Source organism: Exiguobacterium sp. SH0S2, assembly GCF_004337185.1.
In the GTDB taxonomy this organism is placed as follows: domain Bacteria; phylum Bacillota; class Bacilli; order Exiguobacteriales; family Exiguobacteriaceae; genus Exiguobacterium; species Exiguobacterium aurantiacum_A.
This window is the reverse complement of record NZ_SJVB01000002.1, coordinates 387,389-408,962: the sequence shown is the minus strand read 5'-3', so window position 1 is coordinate 408,962 and position 21,574 is coordinate 387,389. Positions and strand designations below refer to the sequence as shown.

The 21,574-nt window shown below is 54.8% G+C and carries 21 protein-coding genes; 13 read left to right on the top strand and 8 right to left on the bottom strand.

Features of this window, described 5'->3' with window-relative positions; all coding sequences use genetic code 11:
* Positions 1-8 precede the first annotated feature (8 nt).
* From EVJ21_RS06800 to EVJ21_RS06760, 9 genes are all read left to right on the top strand, one after another.
* Positions 9-239 carry a DUF6171 family protein gene (locus EVJ21_RS06800; protein WP_131504895.1) on the top strand — a complete coding sequence of 77 codons (231 nt, stop codon included), beginning with the start codon at positions 9-11 and terminating at the stop codon, positions 237-239.
* Positions 240-254: 15 nt separating this feature from the next.
* Positions 255-1,244, top strand: coding sequence for an aldose epimerase family protein (locus EVJ21_RS06795; RefSeq protein ID WP_131490195.1), 990 nt, complete (start codon positions 255-257; stop codon positions 1,242-1,244).
* Positions 1,241-2,410: a sn-glycerol-1-phosphate dehydrogenase gene (locus EVJ21_RS06790; RefSeq protein ID WP_131490194.1), complete on the top strand. Its 1,170-nt coding sequence runs from the start codon at positions 1,241-1,243 to the stop codon at positions 2,408-2,410. The genes EVJ21_RS06795 and EVJ21_RS06790 overlap by 4 nt, the downstream gene beginning before the upstream one ends.
* Complete coding sequence (locus EVJ21_RS06785) at positions 2,407-3,354, top strand: glycoside hydrolase family 43 protein (protein ID WP_131490193.1); 948 nt, start codon at positions 2,407-2,409, stop codon at positions 3,352-3,354. Before EVJ21_RS06790 ends, EVJ21_RS06785 begins: the two co-directional genes overlap by 4 nt.
* On the top strand, positions 3,351-4,295 hold the full coding sequence (locus tag EVJ21_RS06780) for a glycoside hydrolase family 43 protein (protein ID WP_131490192.1): 945 nt from the start codon (positions 3,351-3,353) through the stop codon (positions 4,293-4,295). Before EVJ21_RS06785 ends, EVJ21_RS06780 begins: the two co-directional genes overlap by 4 nt.
* A gap of 212 nt (positions 4,296-4,507) precedes the next feature.
* Positions 4,508-5,527, top strand: coding sequence for an iron-siderophore ABC transporter substrate-binding protein (locus tag EVJ21_RS06775; protein WP_201739989.1), 1,020 nt, complete (start codon positions 4,508-4,510; stop codon positions 5,525-5,527).
* A gap of 4 nt (positions 5,528-5,531) precedes the next feature.
* Positions 5,532-6,551 carry a FecCD family ABC transporter permease gene (locus EVJ21_RS06770; RefSeq protein WP_070328124.1) on the top strand — a complete coding sequence of 340 codons (1,020 nt, stop codon included), beginning with the start codon at positions 5,532-5,534 and terminating at the stop codon, positions 6,549-6,551.
* The gene (locus EVJ21_RS06765) at positions 6,548-7,579 is read left to right on the top strand and encodes a FecCD family ABC transporter permease (RefSeq protein ID WP_131490190.1); all 1,032 of its coding nucleotides are present in this window, start codon (positions 6,548-6,550) and stop codon (positions 7,577-7,579) included. Before EVJ21_RS06770 ends, EVJ21_RS06765 begins: the two co-directional genes overlap by 4 nt.
* Before the next feature lie 170 nt (positions 7,580-7,749).
* On the top strand, positions 7,750-8,148 hold the full coding sequence (locus EVJ21_RS06760) for a cytidine deaminase (protein ID WP_016507888.1): 399 nt from the start codon (positions 7,750-7,752) through the stop codon (positions 8,146-8,148).
* A gap of 34 nt (positions 8,149-8,182) precedes the next feature.
* Here EVJ21_RS06760 and EVJ21_RS06755 read toward each other — a convergent pair whose 3' ends face one another.
* The 3 genes from EVJ21_RS06755 to EVJ21_RS06745 form a co-directional block, all read right to left on the bottom strand.
* The gene (locus tag EVJ21_RS06755; protein ID WP_131490189.1) at positions 8,183-8,899 is read right to left on the bottom strand and encodes a polysaccharide deacetylase family protein; all 717 of its coding nucleotides are present in this window, start codon (positions 8,897-8,899) and stop codon (positions 8,183-8,185) included.
* A gap of 180 nt (positions 8,900-9,079) precedes the next feature.
* Positions 9,080-9,352, bottom strand: a complete 273-nt coding sequence (locus EVJ21_RS06750) for a hypothetical protein (RefSeq protein ID WP_131490188.1) — start codon at positions 9,350-9,352, stop codon at positions 9,080-9,082.
* Between the two features lie 84 nt (positions 9,353-9,436).
* The gene (locus tag EVJ21_RS06745; RefSeq protein ID WP_131458514.1) at positions 9,437-10,336 is read right to left on the bottom strand and encodes a helix-turn-helix transcriptional regulator; all 900 of its coding nucleotides are present in this window, start codon (positions 10,334-10,336) and stop codon (positions 9,437-9,439) included.
* 66 nt (positions 10,337-10,402) lie between these two features.
* Here EVJ21_RS06745 and EVJ21_RS06740 point away from each other — a divergent pair, with 66 nt between their 5' ends.
* Positions 10,403-10,918 (top strand): dihydrofolate reductase family protein, encoded by a 516-nt coding sequence (locus tag EVJ21_RS06740; RefSeq protein ID WP_131490187.1) that lies wholly within the window; start codon positions 10,403-10,405, stop codon positions 10,916-10,918.
* Positions 10,919-10,961: 43 nt separating this feature from the next.
* Here EVJ21_RS06740 and EVJ21_RS06735 read toward each other — a convergent pair whose 3' ends face one another.
* From EVJ21_RS06735 to gnd, 4 genes are all read right to left on the bottom strand, one after another.
* On the bottom strand, positions 10,962-11,264 hold the full coding sequence (locus EVJ21_RS06735; RefSeq protein ID WP_131490186.1) for a hypothetical protein: 303 nt from the start codon (positions 11,262-11,264) through the stop codon (positions 10,962-10,964).
* A 245-nt stretch (positions 11,265-11,509) separates the two neighbouring features.
* On the bottom strand, positions 11,510-13,009 hold the full coding sequence (gene gntK / locus EVJ21_RS06730; protein WP_131490185.1) for a gluconokinase: 1,500 nt from the start codon (positions 13,007-13,009) through the stop codon (positions 11,510-11,512).
* Between the two features lie 16 nt (positions 13,010-13,025).
* Positions 13,026-14,369 (bottom strand): GntT/GntP/DsdX family permease, encoded by a 1,344-nt coding sequence (locus EVJ21_RS06725; protein ID WP_016507825.1) that lies wholly within the window; start codon positions 14,367-14,369, stop codon positions 13,026-13,028.
* 82 nt (positions 14,370-14,451) lie between these two features.
* Positions 14,452-15,336 carry a phosphogluconate dehydrogenase (NAD(+)-dependent, decarboxylating) gene (gnd, locus tag EVJ21_RS06720; protein WP_131490184.1) on the bottom strand — a complete coding sequence of 295 codons (885 nt, stop codon included), beginning with the start codon at positions 15,334-15,336 and terminating at the stop codon, positions 14,452-14,454.
* 130 nt (positions 15,337-15,466) lie between these two features.
* Here gnd and EVJ21_RS06715 point away from each other — a divergent pair, with 130 nt between their 5' ends.
* From EVJ21_RS06715 to EVJ21_RS06705, 3 genes are all read left to right on the top strand, one after another.
* The gene (locus EVJ21_RS06715; RefSeq protein WP_070328385.1) at positions 15,467-16,315 is read left to right on the top strand and encodes a MurR/RpiR family transcriptional regulator; all 849 of its coding nucleotides are present in this window, start codon (positions 15,467-15,469) and stop codon (positions 16,313-16,315) included.
* A gap of 102 nt (positions 16,316-16,417) precedes the next feature.
* A complete protein-coding gene (locus EVJ21_RS06710) occupies positions 16,418-18,004 on the top strand; it encodes an FMN-binding glutamate synthase family protein (RefSeq protein WP_131490183.1) in 1,587 nt (528 codons plus the stop codon).
* Positions 18,005-18,132: 128 nt separating this feature from the next.
* The gene (locus EVJ21_RS06705) at positions 18,133-18,543 is read left to right on the top strand and encodes a hypothetical protein (protein WP_131490182.1); all 411 of its coding nucleotides are present in this window, start codon (positions 18,133-18,135) and stop codon (positions 18,541-18,543) included.
* A 127-nt stretch (positions 18,544-18,670) separates the two neighbouring features.
* Here EVJ21_RS06705 and EVJ21_RS06700 read toward each other — a convergent pair whose 3' ends face one another.
* Entirely contained in the window at positions 18,671-21,124 is a 2,454-nt protein-coding gene (locus tag EVJ21_RS06700) for a sensor domain-containing protein (RefSeq protein ID WP_161568950.1), read from the bottom strand.
* Between the last annotated feature and the right edge of the window lie 450 nt (positions 21,125-21,574).

The following is a 21,574-nucleotide window of genomic DNA, read 5'->3' as shown; positions in this document are numbered from 1 at the left end:
TGACAGTGGTGGAGACGCGACGATGCCGGACATGTCTTCCTCAGGAAACGGATACGGACTGGCTGTTAACCATCGATGCGGAAGTCATGGACCAAGTCCCAGATGCCGAATATGAGGCACGACTCACGCATTGTGCGGCTTGTCCGTTCCACCAACAAGACACGTGTTTAAAATGTGGGTGCTATGTCTCATATCGGGCCAGACTCGCGACGAAGCACTGCCCATTGAACGTTTGGTAAAAAGGAGTAGATGTCATGAAGCAGCAAACAGAGTCAACAATCGTACTCGAAAATGACTCGTGTCGCTTGAACATATTGACTTACGGTGCGACGTTGCAAGAATTCTCGATTCAAGACGAGGGTTGGGAAAACATCATCTTGTCATACGACACGGTCGAGGAATACATGAAGGACACGTATTATTTAGGAGCGACAATCGGTCGAGTTGCCGGACGGATCGACAACAGCACGTTCGATCTTGACGGCACGACCTATCGCTTACCTGCGAATGATGGAATGCATCATCTGCACGGCGGGGATGGTTTACATCGTCGCGTCTGGGCGGTCGAGCAGGTGACGTCTGATCGCGTGTTGCTTCATTATGTCAGTCCGGACGGAGCGAACGGGTATGTTGGCACGCTCGATGTCCGCGCCATGTTCGAACTGATTGACCAAGGTGTCATCATCACGTACGAGGCAACGTGTGACAAAGACACAATATGCGATCTGACAAACCATACGTACTTCAACTTGAGTGGGGGCGAGCGGGACATCTTGAACCATGAGCTTACGTTGTCCGCCGACACGTTCGCTGAGCTGCGTGATGATTTGATTCCGACGGGACGCTTGCTTGAAGTGGACGGTATACCGTTCGACTTTCGGACAGGTCGCGCCTTGTCCGATGGTGTCGTCTCGACACATCCGCAAAATGAATTGGTCAACGGCTACGATCATCCGTTTATTTTCACTGATCGACGTGAAGCGAGATTGTATGACCGAGAGTCACAGCGTGAGTTGACGTTGTCGACGACCGCCCCCGCCATCGTCCTCTATTCGGGGAATCAGATGAACGAGACGACTTCATTGCGTGAAGGGATGTCGAGACGTTACTACGGCGTTTGTCTTGAACCGCAACACCTCCCTGATGCGGTGCACCATGAGACGTTCCCGTCGATTCGTTTGAAGGCGGGAGACACGTACCGCTGGCAAACGACGTACCGAGTCGAGACAGGAGTCAGCCGATGAACCTCGAACAGATCAACCAACGTGTGCAAGCCTGTGACTGCGGGAATCCTCATCACGCGATCACAATTGAACGGATGGTCGCGTCAGATCACGTCTGGGACGAATTGGCCGAATTTGTACAAGAAAAAGGATGGACAAGTGTCCTTGTCGTCGCCGACGCCAATACCGAGCGCGTCGGGTTTCTCCCGCTACGAGAAGCCTTGATGAAAATCGGAGTCGATGTGTCGCTCGTTTCGCTCCAAGCGGACGAGCAAGGTGACGTCTTGGCGAATGAACGCTCGGTCGTTCAAGTGTTGCTTGCCCAAGAGGCAACCGTCGACGCGCTCATTGCGCTAGGAGCAGGTACGATTCACGATGTCACCCGTTTCTGTGCGGCCAAAACGAAAGTGCCATTCATCTCGGTGCCGACCGCACCATCAGTGGATGGTTTTACGTCAAAAGGGGCGCCGCTCATTGTAAGAGGCAAAAAAATCACGTACCAACTCGTTTCTCCGATTGCGGTATTCGTCCCGAACCAGGTGATTCGTAAGGCACCCGATGCATTGATTGCAGCAGGGGTCGGCGATATGCTTGGGAAGTACACGTCCTTGTTGGACTGGCGATTTGGAGCGTTTGACGGTGGTGAACCGTTTTGTGCGGTCGCAGCATCGCTGACAGAACAGGCTTTACAATCGTGTGTGGACACCTTGCCTGCCATCTATGAACGAGACGCGGACGGGTTGGATCAACTGATGGAGTCCCTACTGTTGTCGGGGATCGCCATGTTGATTTTTGGCCATTCGCATCCAGCTTCCGGCGGTGAGCATCACTTGTCCCATTATTGGGAGATGGACTTTATCGCCAACCATCGTCCGGCGGTCCTTCATGGAACGAAAGTCGCCATCGCCACGATGGAGCTCATCGATACGTATAAAACGACGATGCTCGACTGGCCCAACACACCGGACTCGTTACGGACGTGGGCCGAGCAGATGCCGACACGGGAAGAGCTCGAACACATCTTCCGCGCGTTACAGGCGCCGCTTCGACCCGAAGAGATCGGAGTCTCCTCACTTCTGTTAGCGAGTAGTCGGAGAGAGGCATACCGCTTGAGAGAACGACATACGTTATTGAAACATATGAGCTTGAAGCGAACACAATCTGAGATAGGGGAGCGTTCTTTATGAGAGAGACGATCACGAATCCGTTAGTTGAACAACGGGCGGACCCATGGATCACACGCCATACAGATGGCTATTATTATTTCACGGCCTCATTGCCTGACTTCACTGGCATTCCGCTCCGTCGAGCGAAAACGCTCGCGGGCTTGACAGAGGCGGAAGAACGAGTCGTTTGGAACAAGCATGAGACAGGAATCATGAGCGCTAATATTTGGGCTCCGGAACTACATCACATCCATGGGAAATGGTACCTTTATTTCGCGGCCGCGCGGGAAGACGACATTTTCGATCATCGGATGTACGTGCTCGAGAATAGCTCATCGAATCCGTTAGAAGGCGAATGGGTCGAAAAAGGACAGGTCCGGACTTGGTGCGAATCGTTCGCGCTTGATGCGACGACGTTCGAGCACGAGGGGCGCCTCTATTATGTGTGGGCCCAAAAAGACCCGGCCATCGAAGGTAACTCGAACCTTTACATCTCGGAGATGGAGAATCCGTGGACGCTCACGGGGCCACAAACGATAATTGCGACGCCGGAGTATGACTGGGAGAAGGTCGGGTTCCTTGTAAACGAAGGTCCCGCCGTCTTGAAGCGGAATGGTCATATCTACATCACGTACTCTGCGAGTGCGACGAACCACAACTACTGCATGGGCCTTCTGCGCGCCGAGGAGACGAGTACTCTATTGGACGCTCGGAGTTGGACGAAACATCCCGAACCGGTCTTTGAAACCGATGAAACGGCAAGCCAATACGGACCGGGCCATAACAGTTTTACGACGCTAGATGACGGGACGGACATCCTCGTCTATCACGCCCGTAACTACAAAGAGATTGAAGGGGACCCGCTCTGGGACCCGAACCGACATACGCGTGTCCAACCGTTCATGTGGGATGAAGTCGGCCCAGTGTTCGGCCGACCGATTCGTGACGAGGAGGCTGTACGATGAAGCAAGTGGAAGATCGACATTTGATTTTAGAACAACGGGCCGACCCGTGGGTGTATATGCATACCGATGGCTATTACTACTTCACGGCGTCAGTGCCTGAATATGATTTGATTGAGCTACGTCGGGCTAAATCACTTCAAGCGCTTAAGACGGCCGAGCCGGTGACCGCATGGGTGAAGCATGAGACGGGCCCGATGAGCGACTTGATTTGGGCGCCTGAGCTACATCACATTCACGGTAAATGGTATATATACTTTGCTGCCGCGAAGTCACGTGACATCGTCAATGGTTTGTTCGACCACCGCATGTTCGTGTTAGAGAACGAATCGGCGAACCCGCTTGACGGGGAATGGGTCGAAAAAGGTCAAGTCCAGACCGAATGGGATTCGTTCGCCCTTGATGCGACTGTATTTGAGCATAAAGACGTACATTATCTCGTGTGGGCGCAAAAAGATCCCGCCATCGACGGGAACTCAAATTTATATATCGCCGAGCTGGAAAATCCATGGACCATCAAATTGCCGCAAGTCATGTTGACAAAGCCGGAGTTCGATTGGGAGACACGCGGTTTTCTCGTCAATGAGGGAGCAGCAGTATTGAAGCGGAACGGTCAAATTTTTATCACGTACTCTGCGAGTGCGACCGATGATAATTACTGTTTGGGCATGCTGTGTGCATCAAGCGAATCTGATGTGTTGAACCCGGCGTCATGGTCGAAAGCGTTTCGGCCGGTGTTCCAAACGAATGAAGCAGTCAATCAATTCGGTCCCGGACACAACAGCTTCACGGTGAACGAGAACGGTGAAGACGTCATCGTTTACCACGCTCGGACGTATACAGAGATCGAAGGTGATCCACTGTACGATCCGAATCGTCATGCGCGGGCCCAAATGTTTATATGGAATGAGGAAGGGCGCCCCGAGTTTGGGAAACCGCTCTAAAAGAACGACTTTGACTTGAGCCTGCCTTCTCTGTAGATGGAGATGGGCAGGTTTTTTAGTTTCTTCAATGGAACAACTTATGAATTCCTTAAACTTCACGTTGACAACGTTTCTCAATTCATTCTATACTCATAAATGATAATGATTATCAATGTCGTTATAAAGGCATTGTCATAAGAAAAGGGGATCAGAACGTGAAAAACTACAAACAGATGCTACATATGTTCATCATCATGTCTGCATTCGTGCTCGTGCTCGCAGGATGCGGCTCGAACAATGAAGATGCGGCCACGACAGATGAGTCTGCCGAAACGGCAGAAGGCTATCCGATCACGATTAAACATGCGTTAGGCGAGACGGTCATCGACAAGAAACCGGAACGCGTCGCAACAATTGCTTGGTCGAACCAAGACGTCGCCCTTGCGCTTGACGTCGTCCCAGTCGGTTTCTCGGCTGCGAACTACGGTGTCCAAGACGGCAGCGGCATGTTGCCATGGACGGCTGAGAAGCTAAAAGACCTTGGGGAAGAAAACCCGAACATTTACCAAGACACAGACGGTCTCGACTTCGAAGCGATAGCTGACTCACAGCCGGACGTCATCTTGGCTGCCTACTCAGGCATCACGCAAGAAGACTACGACACGTTGAGCGAAATCGCCCCGGTCGTTGCTTACCAAGAAACGCCTTGGGTCTCATCATGGCAGGACACGGTCCTCTACGACTCGATCGCCATGGGCATGGAAGCAGAAGGCAAACAGTTGATCGAAGACACAGAGAAACTCATCGCTGACAAAGCGGCTGAAGTACCGGACATGGCTGGCAAAAAAGCAGCCTTCATCGCGCTCAGCCCGGACGACCTTTCGAAGTTCTACATCTACACGACGGGTGACCCGCGTGGCGCCTTCATCGAAGAGCTCGGCATGGAGTACCCAAAAAACATCACGGACCAAATTAAAGACGAGAACAGCTTCTACCTCGAGCTCAGCTCGGAGAACGCCGACATCTTGAACGACGTCGACATCTTCGTCGCTTACGGCAACGAAGAGACGTTGAAAGCACTTCAAGCTGACCCGCTTTACAGCAAAGTACCGGCTATCGAGCGCGGATCGGTCGTCATGATCGAAGACAACACGCCACTTGCGGCTGCCGGGACACCGTCACCGCTCTCGATCGAATACACGATCGACGACTACTTGAAGCTCGTCTCAGAAGCACTCGGGAAAGTCGAGTAATCATATGAATACGCTGAAGAAGTTGCAAACGCCGAGACATTTCCCGCTCCTGCTCGTAGGGTCGATCGTCCTGCTCGTCGTCTGCATGCTCGCTTCACTTGCTTTCGGCTCACGGACAGTCGGATGGGATGAACTGCTTGACGGTTTATTCCGTCCGGCTGTTCAGTCGTATGAAGCGGACATTGTCCGGCAACGGGTCGTGCGGACGCTGTTCAGTCTCATGTGCGGCGCGGCGCTCGGTGTGTCGGGTGCTTTGATGCAGTCGGTGACACGTAATCCGATCGCTGACCCGAGTATTCTCGGGGTGAACACGGGCGCGGCGCTGTTCGTCGTCGTCGGGATCGCGTTCTTCAACATCTCGACTGCGGGCGACTACATCTGGTTCGCCCTCGTCGGTGCGCTCTTGACGGCCGCGTTCGTGTTCGGTATCGGCTCGCTCGGGCGGGGCGGCTCGACCCCGCTCAAGCTCGTCTTGGCCGGGGCGGCGACGAGTGCGGCCTTGTCCTCGCTCGTCATGGCAATCATGATCCCGCGCTCGAACGTCATGGACCAGTTCCGGTTCTGGCAAGTCGGCAGCGTCGGGGCGGGGACGATGGACTCGATCGTAACGTTTCTCCCGTTCTTCATCGCCGGCATTTTTATCGCCATTTTCGCGGCCCCGTCACTCAACATCATGGCGCTCGGCGAAGAGATGGCGACGGGACTCGGGGTCCGGATCGGTTCGTTGAAAGTCATCGCTTCGTTCGCCGGCGTCATCTTGTGTGGCGCAGCGACGGCATTGGCCGGTCCGATCGGCTTTATCGGTCTGTTGGCCCCGCACTTGATCCGTCTCGTGCTCGGCCCGGATGAACGGTACATCATTCCGATGTCGGCCTTATCGGGCGCCATCCTGTTGACGTTCGCCGACGTGGTCGGGCGTTTGCTCGGCAGTCCGGGAGAACTTGAAGTCGGCATCGTCACCGCGTTCGTCGGGGCGCCGATTTTGATCGCCTTGACGATGAAAGTGAAGGTGCGTGGCCTATGATGAAACAGTCAGTTCAACCTATCATTCACAATAGTCGCAAGCGCCGGCAGCGTACGGTGTTCGTGACGCTCGTGCTATTCGTGCTCGCGCTCGCCTTGAGCGCATTGATGCTCATGCTCGGCAATACGATCTATCCGGTCGCGGACGTCGTCCGTGTCTTGTTCGGGGAACAAGTACCGGGTGCCTCGTTCGCCGTCGGTACGATCCGTCTGCCACGCATGCTCGCCGGCGTCTTCTCAGGACTCGCGTTCGGTATCGCCGGGACAGTGTTCCAGACGATGCTCAGAAACCCGCTCGCCAACCCGAACGTCATCGGCATCACGACAGGATCGAGTGCGGCCGCCGTGTTCGGCATCGTCGTCTTGCAGGCGAGCAACACGTTCGTCTCGGTGATCTCGGTCATCGGGGGACTCGCGACGGTGATCGTGCTCTACGTCTTATCAAAAGGCGCCGCTTTCTCGATCGGACGTCTCGTCTTGGTCGGGATCGGCATCCAAGCGATGCTGACCGCGGTCATCAACTACTTATTGCTCATCAGTCGCCAAAACGATGTCGGGACGGCGATGCGTTGGCTGAGCGGCAGTTTGAACGGGGTCAAGATGGAGACGTTGCCGCCGCTCATGATCGCGGTCGCCCTCTGTCTCCCGGTCATCCTCCGCCTCAGCCGGCAGCTGCAGATTTTAGAGCTCGGGGAGATGACGGCGACGTCGCTCGGCATCAAGACGAACCAGACCCGGATCCTCTTGATCATCGCCTCGGTGCTCATGCTCGCGCTGGCGACAGCAACGACCGGACCGATCGCTTTCATCGCTTTCCTTGCCGGACCGATCGCGAAACGGCTCGTCGGGGATGGACGCTCGACGATCATTCCGGCCGGACTTGTCGGCGTCGTCCTCGTGCTCGCCGCCGATTTGATCGGTCAGTTCGCTTTCACCGTCCGCTATCCGGTCGGGGTCATCACCGGCATGGTCGGGGCACCGTATTTGATTTACCTCTTGATTCGGATGAACCGGAGAGGGGAATTGTAGACGACAGGAGCCGTGTCTGGTGGGACACGGCTCCTGTTTCGTCTAGGTGAAAGCGCCATCAAAAAGACGTTGACTTTGGTCGATGTGGGGTGTATGCTAAAAATCCTGCCCAAAAATCGAGGCACGGGAACTGGCATCAGTTCATTTTGAGTCAGAGAGGATACAATCCCATGAACCAACAACAATTAGTCGAGCGCGCCCGTCAATTGAAAGAGAACGCCTACTCACCGTATTCGAACTTCCGCGTCGGAGCGGCCCTTCTTATGAAGGACGGGACGGTCATCGACGGCGTCAACGTCGAGAACGTCTCGTTCGGAGCGACGAACTGTGCCGAGCGCACGGCTGTATTCACGGCCATCGCGCAAGGTTATAAAAAAGGTGACTTCGAAGCCGTTGCGGTGTCAGGTGACACGGTCGACTTCTTGCCGCCATGCAGCATCTGCCGCCAAGTGCTCGTCGAGTTCGGTGATCCGGACTTTAAAGTGTTGCTCACGAACGGCAACGCCGACGTCAAAGAAGTGACGCTCGAAGAACTCGTTCCGCTCGCGTTCACAGAGCTCGAGATGTAAACAGCAATGCCGAGTCCATGCGACTCGGCATTTTTTACTGTCTTGGCTTCCATTTATTGAAGAAGTTGTGCGGGGTTTTGATGCCTTGTAGCGTCCTGAATTCGTAGCCGCGTTTCTTCGAATGGCGGAGGATGTAGTCGAGTGCGGTCGGGGTGATTGAATGGTCGTGCGTCAGGATGATCGAGGCGATTCTCGCTCTGTAGTTCGCGTCGAGCCGGGCGAACACTTGATTTTGGACGCGGCGGTTGTCCGATTTATACCGGTAGTCAAGACTGTCGACGTTCCAGTCCCACATTTGGAAGCCGGCTTTCGCCATCGCTTGCCTGTGCGCTGATGTCATGTACGGATCGCTACCATACGGGGTGCGGACGATGTTCGATTTGACGCCTGTCACTTGGAAGACGAGCTTTTGGACCGTCTGCATCTCGCGCACGGCTGTCGTCGGCGTCCGGTAAAACTTATGCCGGTCGTGCGTCATCCCGTGCAGAGCGATGAGGTGTCCTTCGGCGACAATCCGCTTCAGCAATTTCTCATTGCCTTTTATATTGTTGCCGAGAATGAAAAACGTGGCCTTGACCTTATGCTTCTTCAAAACGTCGAGCAACGCGCCCGTCTGACGATGCGGCCCGTCATCGAACGTCAAATAGATAAGGCTGCGGTCGTTGTACGCTTTCGGCGTCGCCGCGCTTGCTGGCGACAAAGGACTAATTAATAAAAAGGCCAACACGAACAAAATCAAGCTCTTCTTCATCGTACAAACCCTCCTAACGTTAAGTCGACGGGGGTTGGACGGTGCCGGCGTGAAATATACGTTACTCTTTACCCGATTAGAAGGCGAAACAGCATATTTTTGTACAAGAAATTGATGATTCGCGTTGCTCGTTTATAGCCAAGACAAAGCCCATCAATCGGTTGATTGACGGGCTGATTTTTAGTTCGTGAACGCTGGTGTTTTGTAGTACCGGACGACCTTGATGAGTGTCGATGTGACGAGTCCGATCGCGAGTGGCAACGTGATGACGCCGATACCTTGCTCGGTGACAATCATATTTCCTTCCTCATAATAGCCCTTAAAATAGAAAACGCCTGAACCAATCGTCTCGTTCAACTCGAGCGTCGAGACGTTGAGGTATACCATGATGGCGCAGAGGGAGATGACACTGATGGAAAGGAATAACGTGGAGAACGATAGCTTGTTAGTCATAATAGCGCTCCTTTACATGTAGCAATATGAACTGATATTACCATATAAAGACAATTTTGACATGAGGCCAAAGCATCGATTTGCTCACCGATACAGGTCCCAAAGCCGTTCTGTTTGATCTCGCATCATCTCACGCAATTCGATCGGTGCCACGACCTCGACTTCCGCGCCGGCCGCGAGCAACTGCCGCGACAAGAACGGGAGCTCTGCTTCCGGCACATCCCACTCATTCTTTTCAGCGATATCGGGTAATACGTCTTCAAGCAGACGGCGGCCGAGCGGAGTGATATTGAGCCGGACGGTCACGCCGGTTCGTTCGTCAATTGCTTCGAGGAGCGTCGCCAAATCATCTGCTTCAAACGTCTTATCGAGCAGGCGTAGCGCTTCGACCCGGTCGATCCGATATTGACGCAACCCGTAATCCGAGAGACCGAACACGTACCATTTGAAGTTGAGGAGCGCCATCCCGACCGGCTCGATTGTGAACGTCCGTTGTCCTTTCGTCGTCGCGTACGTCATTTCGACTTTTCGTTTTCGTTCGACCGCCTCATAGACGTCTTTCGTGAACGGTGCCGGCGGGACAGTCTTGTTCCCGAGCCAAAGAATGTTCTTTTCAAGTCGGGCGATCTTCATCTCGAGGTCGTGCGGCAGCTCGTTCACGTACCAGTCGGACAGCGTGTCGCGCATATCGCCGAACGGTACGTCCGGGATCTGTTCCATCCATTTGAGCGTGAGGTAGAGCGCGACCGCTTCTTGCTCCCGGAGCTGGAGCGGCGGTAGCAAGCGGTTCGGCAACATCTCATAACCGCCGCCCGTGCCAGGGACGCTCCATATCGGATAGCCGAGTTCTTCAAGCGTGAACATGTCCCGTTGAATCGTCCGGACCGAGGCACCCGTCTCTGTCGCCAGTTCGTCCGCCGTGAAGCGTCGTCCCCGGTTGAGCAATCGGATCAACTGCAAATGTCGTTTTTTCAAATGAACCATTCCCGTCATGTTTTGTCGTGTTTGTCGATTAAGCTGAATGTATCACGAACCAAGGAGGAATACATCATGGCAAACGTCGTCGTATATATCGCGATGAGTTTAGATGGAAAGATCGCTCGGACGAACGATCAGCTCGATTGGCTATTTGAAATTATTGGGGATGGGGACAACGGCTACGCCGACTTCTTCAAGACGGTCGGTGCGGTCATCATGGGGCGGAAGACGTACGAGGAAGTGTTGAAGTTAGAGCCTGACCGCTATCCGTACCCGGACATCCCGAACTACATTCTGACGCGGAGCCCGGAGCGGGAAGCCGAGCACGTCACGTTTACGGACGAGCCGATCGAGCAGTTGATCGAGCGGTTGAAACGAGAAGTCGACAAAGACGTCTGGCTCATCGGCGGCGGGGAAATCATCAAGGCCGCGATGGAACACGATTTGATCGATCGTTATGAGATCGCCATCGCACCGGTCGTCCTAGGAGAAGGCATCCCGCTCTTCCCGGAAGGCACGAAGGAGACGAAGTTGAGACTGACGAGTCAGCGTGCGTCCGGACAGTTTATCATGGTGACGTACGAGTGAAATAAGTCGATTTTTCGAAGCCATCTATAGAAAAACAGAACTTCTACGTACTAGAAGTTCTGTTCGACTTGATTGTCTTTTCTTTTTTGAAAATGCCAACTAACAGCAGAGTGAGTCCGATTAAGAAAATAATGGGGAAGATAAGCCACATGATTAATCCGGCCCAACCATTTTCGACACTAATTGCATAAGAGAGCCCGATTGAAAATGCTAAAGCGGGCGAAATGGGAAGCATCAGAGCGATGCCCCATATTTTATATTTTTTCTTTCTCGATTCTCCCGTACTAAACCAATAAGCCACAAATGCACCTATACATGCAATGATATATCCGACAGCAATGGCCACTGAATCAATCCCTTCTCCTGATGATCATCCTTTTCATTCACTAAAACTTATAACCCTTCCAAGGGCAGTGTAGGCACCTTTAACCCTATCGTTATTTTCCAGATATGTAATTGAATATCCTTTCGTAATCCTGTCATTCATTCAAATGATCGTATTCCGATGACGGATGTACTTTAGCACCTGCGACCGCATCCGAATAATTGATTCCCTCAAAAAAACCGAGCCCTTGAAGGACTCGGCTTCTCTCACACATGTTTCCGCTGAAACGCAGCAATCGCTTCATACTCTTCCGCGAAATGACGCGATAAGCGAATATAGATCGGAAGTAGTTCCCGGTATACGCTCGTCGCCTCTACGTCCGGAATGTGCTCATGCGTCACTTGCGGCACCGCCGTGAAGTCGTCGATGTCACCGAACGCATACTCGCCGAGCATGACCGCACCTAAGCACGAACTCTCATGGCTCTCCGGCACGACGACCGGCGTGTCGAAGATGTCGGCCATCATCTGGCGCCATAGCTTCGACTGGGCGAAACCGCCCGTCGCATGGATCCGGTTCGGTGCGCCCGTCAGTTCGTCGAGTGCGAGCATGACCGTGTACAAGTTGAAGATGACGCCTTCTAAGACGGCACGGATGAAGTGCTCACGCTTATGGTGGATGCTCAGACCGAAGAATGAGCCGCGCGCGTTCGAGTCCCAGAGCGGGGCCCGTTCGCCCATCAAGTACGGGTGGAACAACAGTCCGTCAGAACCGGGTTTGACCGTCTCGGCGATGCGCGTCAACACGTCATAGGCGTCCATGCCGAGCCGTTTCGCCGTCTCGACCTCGCTCGCCGCGAACTCGTCCCGGAGCCAACGCAAGATGATGCCGCCGTTGTTTACCGGTCCACCGATGACCCAATGCTTGTCGGTCAAGGCGTAACAGAAGATCCGGCCTTTCGGGTCCTCGACCGGCTCACGGACGACCGTCCGGATGGCACCGCTCGTCCCGATCGTCACGGCGACGACGCCCGGTTCGAACGCCCCAACACCGAGGTTCGACAGCACGCCGTCGCTTGCCCCGATAACGAGCGGGAAGTCCCAGCCGAGCGTCTCACGCACGTCTTGCTTCAATTGAATGATCTCGGTCGTCGGCACGAGTTCAGACAGTTGGTCCGGTGTGACGCCGGCGATATGTAACGCCTCCGCGTCCCAGTCGCACGTCTTCAAATTGAACAGACCGGTCGCCGAGGCGATCGAATGGTCGACGACGAAGCGTCCGGTCAGGCGATAGAAGACATACTCTTTGATCGAGACGAACTTGGCGGCACGCTTGAACACGTCCGCATGTTCCGCTTTTAACCAACGCAGTTTCGACAGCGGCGCCATCGGATGGACCGGTGTGCCGGTGCGCATATGGAGCGCGCTCGCATCAAAGTCGCGTTTGATCTCCTGCGTGTACGGGTTGGCCCGGCTATCGGCCCAGGTGATACTGTTCGTGAGCGGACGCCCTGACACGTCGAGTGCGATCAAGCTGTGCATCGCTGAACTGAACGAGACGAAGCGGATCGGCCCGTCGGCTTGCGCCCGGACGGCACTGACTGCTTCAAGCACCGCCCCGTAGATGACGACCGGGTCTTGCTCGGCCGTCTCCGTATCCGGGGTGAGGAGCGGGTACAGCACGTTATGTACCGCGAGTTGTTGGTGATGTTGAAACAGGACGGCTTTCGTACTCGTCGTCCCGATATCGACGCCAATGGTGTACACACAATCACTTCCTTTGTTAAATGATGAATAGGCTGATCAAGAAGACGACCGCAAATCCGGTCAGTCCGATAATCGTCTCCATGACGGTCCAAGATTTGAGCGTGTCTTTCACGTCTAGACCGAAGTAGCGGTTGACGAGCCAGAAGCCCGAGTCGTTGACGTGTGAGAGGACAGTCGCACCGGAGGCGATGGCGATGACGATCAAGCCAAGCGCGGCCCCGGTGATGTTTTGAATTTCGAGAAGCGGCGTGATGAGTCCTGCCGCCGTGACCATTGATACGGTCGCTGAACCTTGGGCGACGCGGACGACGGTCGCAATCAAGAAGGCGAGCACGATCGCCGGAAGCGGTGACCCGGCCATCATCTCCCCAAGGACGTCACCGACACCTGAGTCGATCAAGATTTGTTTGAACACGCCGCCGGCACCGGTGACGAGGATGATGATCCCGGCCGGTTCGAGCGCTTTCGTCGCAATCTCTTGCACTTCGTCACGTGTGTAACCACGGCGCGTGCCGAGGAAGATGAACGTGAGGAGCGTCGCGATCGTCAAAGCGACGAACGGATGACCCATGAACGTCAAGAACGTACGAATCGTATTTCCTTCATCTAACAGTACCGCAGACAACGTGTTCGCAAGAATCAACACGAGCGGGATCGAGATGAGCGAGATGATCATTTTGAAACTTGGCAATTCTTTCGATGTGTCGATCTCTTCAAATTCCATATAGTCCGGGATGGTGACGTGAATCTTGTTCGCGATGTACTTCCCGAAAATTGGACCTGCGAGAATCGCTGCCGGAATCCCGGCGATCACTCCGAACAAGATGACCCAACCGAGCTCGGCACCGATGAGGTTTGCGACCGCAATCGGACCTGGTGTCGGCGGGATGAAGCTATGTGTGACGGCGAGGCCGGCGAGGAGCGGGATGCCGTAGTAGAGCAGCGAGCGACCCGTCCGCTTGGCGAGGCCATAAACGATCGGAACGAGAATGATGAAGCCGACGTCGAAGAAGACCGGGACGGCGACGATGAAACCGGTGATGGCGAGTGCCCATTGTGCCTTGTCCTCACCGAACTTGTTGACGAGTGTCTGGGCGAGACGTTCCGCGCCACCTGATACTTCTAACATTTTACCAAACATGGCACCGAGTCCGACGACGACGGCGACGAAACCTAGCGTCCCGCCCATCCCGTTCTGAATCGAGGTGATAACATCCCCGAGCGGCATTCCGGCCGCGATCCCAACGAGCAAGCTGACGAGCAAGAGCGAGACGAACGCATGAAGTTTCGTCCGCATGACCAAAAATAAGAGCAAGAAGATGCCGGCGACGGCGATCAAGATAAGTGTAGAGCCTGACATATGTAGTTCCCCCTTTACCGTATGTGTAACCGTTTACAAATTTTTACAAAGGAAAAGGCCACCCCTGACCTTCTCCCGAACATTATTTTTTGACGACCGCGTGGCCTCCGAACTCGTTGCGGAGTGCGGCGACGACTTTGCCGGAGAACGTATCGTCCTCGAGCGAGCGATAGCGCATCATGAGTGACATGGCGATGACCGGGGCCGCCGCCTGCAGTTCGAGCGCTGTCTCGACCGTCCATTTTCCTTCCCCTGAAGAATGCATGACGCCACGGATCTCATCGAGCTTGGCGTCTTTTTTGAACGCGTTCTCGGTCAGTTCCATCAGCCATGACCGGACGACCGAGCCGTGGTTCCAGACGCGGGCCACTTGTTCGTAGTCGTAGTCGAACGGGCTCTTCTCTAAAATATCAAACCCTTCGGCAATGGCTTGCATCATGCCGTATTCGATGCCGTTGTGGATCATCTTGAGGAAGTGGCCGCTGCCGGCCAGTCCCGTGTACAAGTAGCCGTTCTCGACCGAGAGGTCCTTGAAGATCGGCTCGATGGTTGGCCACGCCTTCGCGTCACCGCCGACCATCGTGCAGGCCCCGTTGCGTGCACCGTCCGTCCCGCCGCTTGTTCCGCAGTCGAAGAACGAGATGTTCTTCTCTGCGAATTGTTCGGCGCGTGCGACCGACAATTTATAGTTCGAGTTGCCGCCGTCAATGACGATGTCACCGGGTTCGAGTCGCTCGAAGAGTTCAGTGAGAACCGTCTCGGTGATGTCACCAGCCGGGACCATCGCCCAGACGACACGGGGCGCCTCAAGCTTGTCGACGACATCCTTAAGTGTCGGGACGATTTCAAACGCTGTCGTCGCCTCGACGCTCGACGCGTCCGTTCCGATGACCGTGTGATCGTGGTCGCTCAAATTGAGCGCCAAGTTGTAACCCATTTTACCTAATCCAATCAAACCGATTTTCATAACGTCACCTCAAAAAAAGAATTTTTTTCCGTCTATAGTCCATAATATCAAATAAAATTCGATTTTCAATAGAGATTGCGGAATTTTTTTCGGAAAGGTATCGTTAAGAGAGACGAAAGGGTGATAGATGATGGAATCGATGAATGGACTGGCCCGTATCCGCGGTGCCTATTCGACACTCAGCAAAAAGGAACAACGAATTGCCGACTATATGTTGAAACAACCGGAACTGATCATTCACCATACGATCAATCAAGTGGCCGACGACTTAGATGTCGCCGAGTCGACCGTGTTCCGTTTCTGTCAACGTGTCGGCTTCAAAGGGTATCAGGCGCTAAAGATCGCGCTCGCCTCGGATATCGTCGCACCGCTCCAAGATATCCATGAAGACATCACGCAAGACGATACACCACTTCAAATCGCTGAAAAAATTTTCGCGACGAACGTCAAGACGATCGAGTCGACCCGCCAAATCTTAGAGGAGGCGACGATGCAGCAGGCGGTCGACTTGTTGCTGTCGGCCCGCCGCATCGAGTTTTTCGGGAGTGGCGGTTCGGCTGTGATCGCACTTGACGCGTACCACAAATTCGTCCGTAGCGGCCTGCTCGTCACGGCGAATTTAGAATCACATATGCAGCTCATGTCGGCGTCACAGCTGACGACAGACGACGTCGCCGTCCTCATCTCGCATTCGGGTGCCTCGAAAGAGACGCTCGACGTCGCGCACGTCTGTCGGGATCGCGGTGTGCCGATTATCGCCATCACGAACTACGCCAAATCACCGCTCTCGAAACTCGCCGATGTCGCCTTGTATACCGTGTCGCAAGAGACCGAGTTCCGTTCCGAGGCGCTCGCTTCGCGTATCGCCGAGCTCAGTTTAATTGACGCTCTGTTCACGGTCGTCATGATGCAACGTGGAGAGACGGGACGGGATGCGCTCCGTCAGATGCGGGAAGCCATCTCACGCCGTCGTATGTGAAAACAGCTCCGACCCAGGACGTTATGGGTCGGAGCTGTTTCATCGTTCACCCGACGTGGTATCGGATAAGGACAACCGAACGCTACGGGAGGAGAGAGGACGATGTCGCTCAACACGACGATGTTGGTCGTACTGCTCATATTGATGGTGCTTTTGATTTCGATGCCGTTCATGCTGCTGTTCTACTTATGGATGAAAGACCGCAATCAGCGCGAGCACGCCGTCCTTCGCAACTTCCCGCTCCTCGGCAAGGTCCGCTACATCCTCGAGATGATCGGCCCCGAGCTGCGCCAATACTTATTTTTGAACGACAACGAGGCGACGCCGTTCTCACGGAACGAGTACGAATCGGCCGTCATTTCCGGGAAATATAAGTCGCGGCTCATCGGTTTCGGCTCGGAACGGGACTTCGACGCGAACGGCTTCTATGTCCAGAACGCCTTGTTCCCGACACAACGGGCCGACTTGAAGATCGCCCGAGACGAGATGGTGACGACGCATATGTATCATCTCGACGCCGACAATCTGTTCACGCGAAAAGAGCACATCGTCGAGCAAAAGGTGTCGCCGTATTTGTTGCCGCTTGCAGACGCACCGGTCATCGGCAAAGACACATGCCGGGAGCCGTTCCAAGTGCGCGGCCTCATCGGTCAGTCGGCAATGAGTTTCGGCTCGCTCGGCGAGAACGCCATCAGCGCGCTCTCGATCGGTCTCGGCCGGGCGAAAGGGACGTGGATGAACACCGGGGAAGGCGGCTTGTCCGACTATCACTTGAAAGGGGACGTCGACCTCGTCTATCAGATCGGACCGGCGCTGTTCGGTGTCCGGACCGAGGACGGGGCGTTCTCCTGGGAGGCGTTCCAGGAGAAGAGCGCCATCAAACAAGTGCGCGCCTTCGAGCTGAAGCTCGCCCAAGGTGCGAAGACGCGGGGCGGCCATATCGAAGGTACGAAAGTGACGCCGGAGATCGCCAAGATCCGCAACGTCAAAGTCGGCGTCAGCATCGACAGCCCGAACCGGTTCAACGAGTTCTATACGAACACGGAGATGCTCGCCTTTATCGAACGGTTGCGCGACGTCGGGGGCAAGCCGGTCGGCATCAAGCTCGTCGTCGGTCGGCTCGATGACCTCCATGACCTGATCGCCACCATGGCCACGTCCGATCGATATCCGGACTTCATCACCGTCGACGGCGGGGAAGGCGGGACCGGGGCGACGTACCAAGAGCTCGCGGACGCGGTCGGACTGCCGCTTCACGCCGCGTTGCCGTACGTCCATCGTCTCCTCGTCGAGCATGGACTGCGCGACAAGATCAAACTGTTCGCCTCCGGCAAGCTCGTGACGGCCGATAAAGTCGCCATCGCCTTAGGGCTCGGTGCGGACTTCGTCAACATCGCCCGCGGCCTCATGTTCAACGTCGGTTGCATCCAGGCACAAGTGTGTCATACGAACCGGTGCCCGGTCGGTGTGGCGACGACGGACCCGAAGCTGCAACGGGCGCTCGTCGTCGACGAGAAGAGCTTCCGGGTGACGAACTATATCATCTCGCTCCGCGAAGGGCTGTACAACTTGACGGCCGCGGCCGGGCTCACGATACCGACCGAGTTCTCAGCCGAGCACATCATCTACAAATACGATGATGGACGGGTGAAGCAGGGGACCGAACTGTTCGGGACGAGCGACGGCTGAAGGGCTGCCGCTTTTTTTGTCATCGCGAAATGTAAAGATTGCGGAATAGGCTGCGGAGAGGGTTACGTTTTGACAAAGCGTGGAAATGATACATATCTAGCGAAATACGGATAGAGAGGCTGAACACTATGAATAACATTGACTTCTTGTCGGCTGACCACTATCGCGTGTTCAAACAACTGGCACGTCAGTTAGAAGACCCAGGGGCGGCGGGGAAAGAATATTTCTCGGCGCTGTACGTGATCGCGGGGAACGAGCGGGTGCGTGACATTCTGCTGCCGTACATCAACCTCGAGACAGGGAGAATCAATACATCGACCATCATCGACGACAATACGTTCGAGAAGGGCGAAATCGTCCTCGTCAAACTCGTCATTCATCTGTACAATCATAAAGAATGGGTGCTACCGACGGAACTGATCAGCTTGCCGCAAGAGGACTATCAACTCGCGATGCAAGCGATCACGCTCTGTCGCGATGACCAGTTCGACGGAATCGTGATCCCGACAGCCGACGAGACAGAGACACGCGGGAAATGAACGAACGACCATCCCTTTAGAGCGGAGGAATGGTCGTTTTTATTGTGTCGTTTTTGTCGCTTTGAAGCTTCGCGTGAAGAACACTTCGAGATAAAAACATTTGAAGTTTTTCAGTGCCCTCGACTGATCACAAAGAGCTTTTCGGGACTTGCGTGTTTTGTTGAAACGTCATCATGACACGGTGCGATTCACTCGTATCGAGATAGCTCGCCTCGTATTCGAACAGACCGCTTTCGAGCTCGGTCACACGGACGAGTCGGACGAGGATATCTGTCTTGTCACCGACTTGTGGCAAGAGGATCTTTAATTCGATGGCCTCTGTGACCGGCAGGCGAACCCGGGCGTAAAAATGCAGGCTTTGCAGCCCGCTCTTCGTCACGAGAATCGGGGTCGAGCCGATCGACAGCTCCCGGTCGTGGAACTTGTGGATCGTCACGCTCGCCTCGAGCGAGAACGCCTGTCGCGTGGCGGCTGGACCGACCGTCTCCGTCGTTGCTAGGAAGCGGTGCTCGAGCGCCCGTTCGAACTGCTCGGCGCCGAGCGGACGGCTGAACAAGTAGCCTTGGACGATGCGGCAGTTGAGGCGTCGGACGACATCGAGTTGTTCGAGCGTCTCGACGCCTTCGATGACGACGTCCATCGCAAACTCCTCGGCCATGAACAGGATCGTCCGTACGATCGCCTGTGACTTCTTGTTCTCATGCAAGTCAGCGGCGAACTGTTGATCGATCTTGATCGTCTTTATCGGGTACTGCTGCAAATAAGATAACGACGAGTAGCCGGTCCCGAAGTCGTCGAGGGCGACACGGATATTGGCGGCGTCGAGCTGTTCGAGCGTGTCGTGAATCTTCCGATTATCGCTCAAGACATCGGTCTCTAGTATCTCGATCTCGAGCAGCGACGGCGTGAGCGTATAGCGGCGGAGCGCCCGCGTGACCGTCTCGGCATAGTGCCCATGCAACAGTCGTTTCGGTGACACGTTGATCGACACCGGGACGACGGGGAGGTCTTTGTCCTGCCAGTCGCGGAGATGGGCGCACGTATGATGGAGCACCCAATCGGCGAGTTGGATGTGGAGGTCGCTCTCTTCAGACAACGGGATGAAGTCGTTCGGCGGAATCCGTCCCCATTCGGGATGTTGCCAGCGGACGAGCGCCTCGGCCCCGACGATCCGGCCCGACCAAGCGTCGACTTTCGGTTGGAATTCAAGGAAGAGTTCGTCTTCTTCGATGGCGCGACGCAAATCGTTGCCGAGCTGATGTCGCCGATACGAGTCGATATTGAAGCTCGAGGCGTAAAAGACGAACCGGTCCATACCCGGCAAGTTCGTCCGGCCGAGTGCCGTGTTGGCGTACTGCAGCAGCTCTTCGGCGACGGTCGAGTCATGCGGATAGCGGCTGACCCCGATCGAGACGGGTGGTCGCCATTCGTACGGGCCGACTTGGATATGCTTCTCCCCGAGTTTGAGCAAAGACTGGCAGCTCATGATCAACGAGGGCTCATCCGTGACATCTGGCAAGAGCAACATGAATTCGTCACCCCCGAGATGACCGACGAAGCTGCCGTTCGGCAAACGATGGAGCAGGGCCGACGTGGCCGCGACGATCCAGTCATCTCCGACGGCGTAGCCGAAGTCGTGATTGATCCGGTGAATCGAGTTGAAGCTGATCGTCAGGACCGCGATATGCTCGTGCTGCTCCATCCGTTCGCCCAGCTCATAGAGAAACAGGCTCCGGTTCGGCAGACTGGTGAGCGAATCGTGCATGGCGAGCTGCCAGATCTGTTCTTCTTGCGTCTTCAGACGGGTGATATCGTGGGCGATACTGATGACGGCCATGACCGTGCCGTCGTCGTCAAACTTCGGGATGAGGCGTTCCTCGACCCATTTGACGCTGTCGGTAAAGCTTGTCCGGTAGAGGACGGTCGTTTCCTGCCCCGCTTCGACACTTGCATGGGCGGCCCGGACTTTGGCCAAGTCGTTCCGATGGATCGCGTGATGGCAAGATGTCGGGTCCTCACCCATCGCTTGCGGTGCCGTCTGGAACAACGTCTCAAATCCGGCGGTATAAAACTCGAGCTTACCGGTCCGTAAATCTTTTCGATAGATGGACGCCTCAACGTGCTTGTATAAGTCGCGAAGCCGTCCCACCTCGTCCTTTAAGCGGTCGTCTTGCGTGATGTCGCGGGCGATCCCGTACACACCGACGATCAAGTGGTTGTCATAGGCAGGGATGTTGGTGATTTGCAGCTTCAACATGCGGCCGTCCTTCTGTTTCGCCATGCATGTGTACGTCTCTTCAGTTCCTGACAGGGCGCTTGCGAAATACGTTTGGATCCGTTCGGCGTCCGCTTCGGTCGTGAAGCGGGCGAAGTGCGTGAACAGCTCACGCTTCGTGTAGCCGAGCAAGAGCGACAGTTTCTCGTTGGAATCGACGATGTTCCCGTGAATGTCGAGTAAGAAGACCGGGTCGAGGTGTCCTTCGATGAAGTGGCGGTCGTTCGTGACGTCAGCGAGTGCGATCGGTAAGTCAGTGGCAGCCAATCGAGATTTGAGCGGATTGATCCAGTTGAACCGAGTCATAGTTTCCTCCTTAATCTGAATATATCGAGTCAGGAACGGTAAAGCATTCCTAATTTTCATTTCCAATCATTACAAAAACAGCAGCGTTTACAAATATACGCATAATTTGAAGGGTAGTAAATATGTTTGAGTGAAGAGTCAATAAAACGGGAAAATAGACCTAAAACGTCGCGACATTAGAAGAATCGGGCGATCGTTTATATGTATGCACCAATATGAATGAAATCACATTATATATTTTTTGTGTATATTATTTCCATATAATGATAGCGGGGGGTGATCGTAGCGAGACTGTGATTCGAAGCGCTGAACGTGTCAGCCGACAGGCCAGCATACCCGTAATATGAAAACGAGCGAATCATGCGTCTCAAAGTATACACCTAATTCAAGGAACGGTCATAACATTCGTAAAAGCGATGTGCCGTCACATGATCGACGACCCGGCTCGCG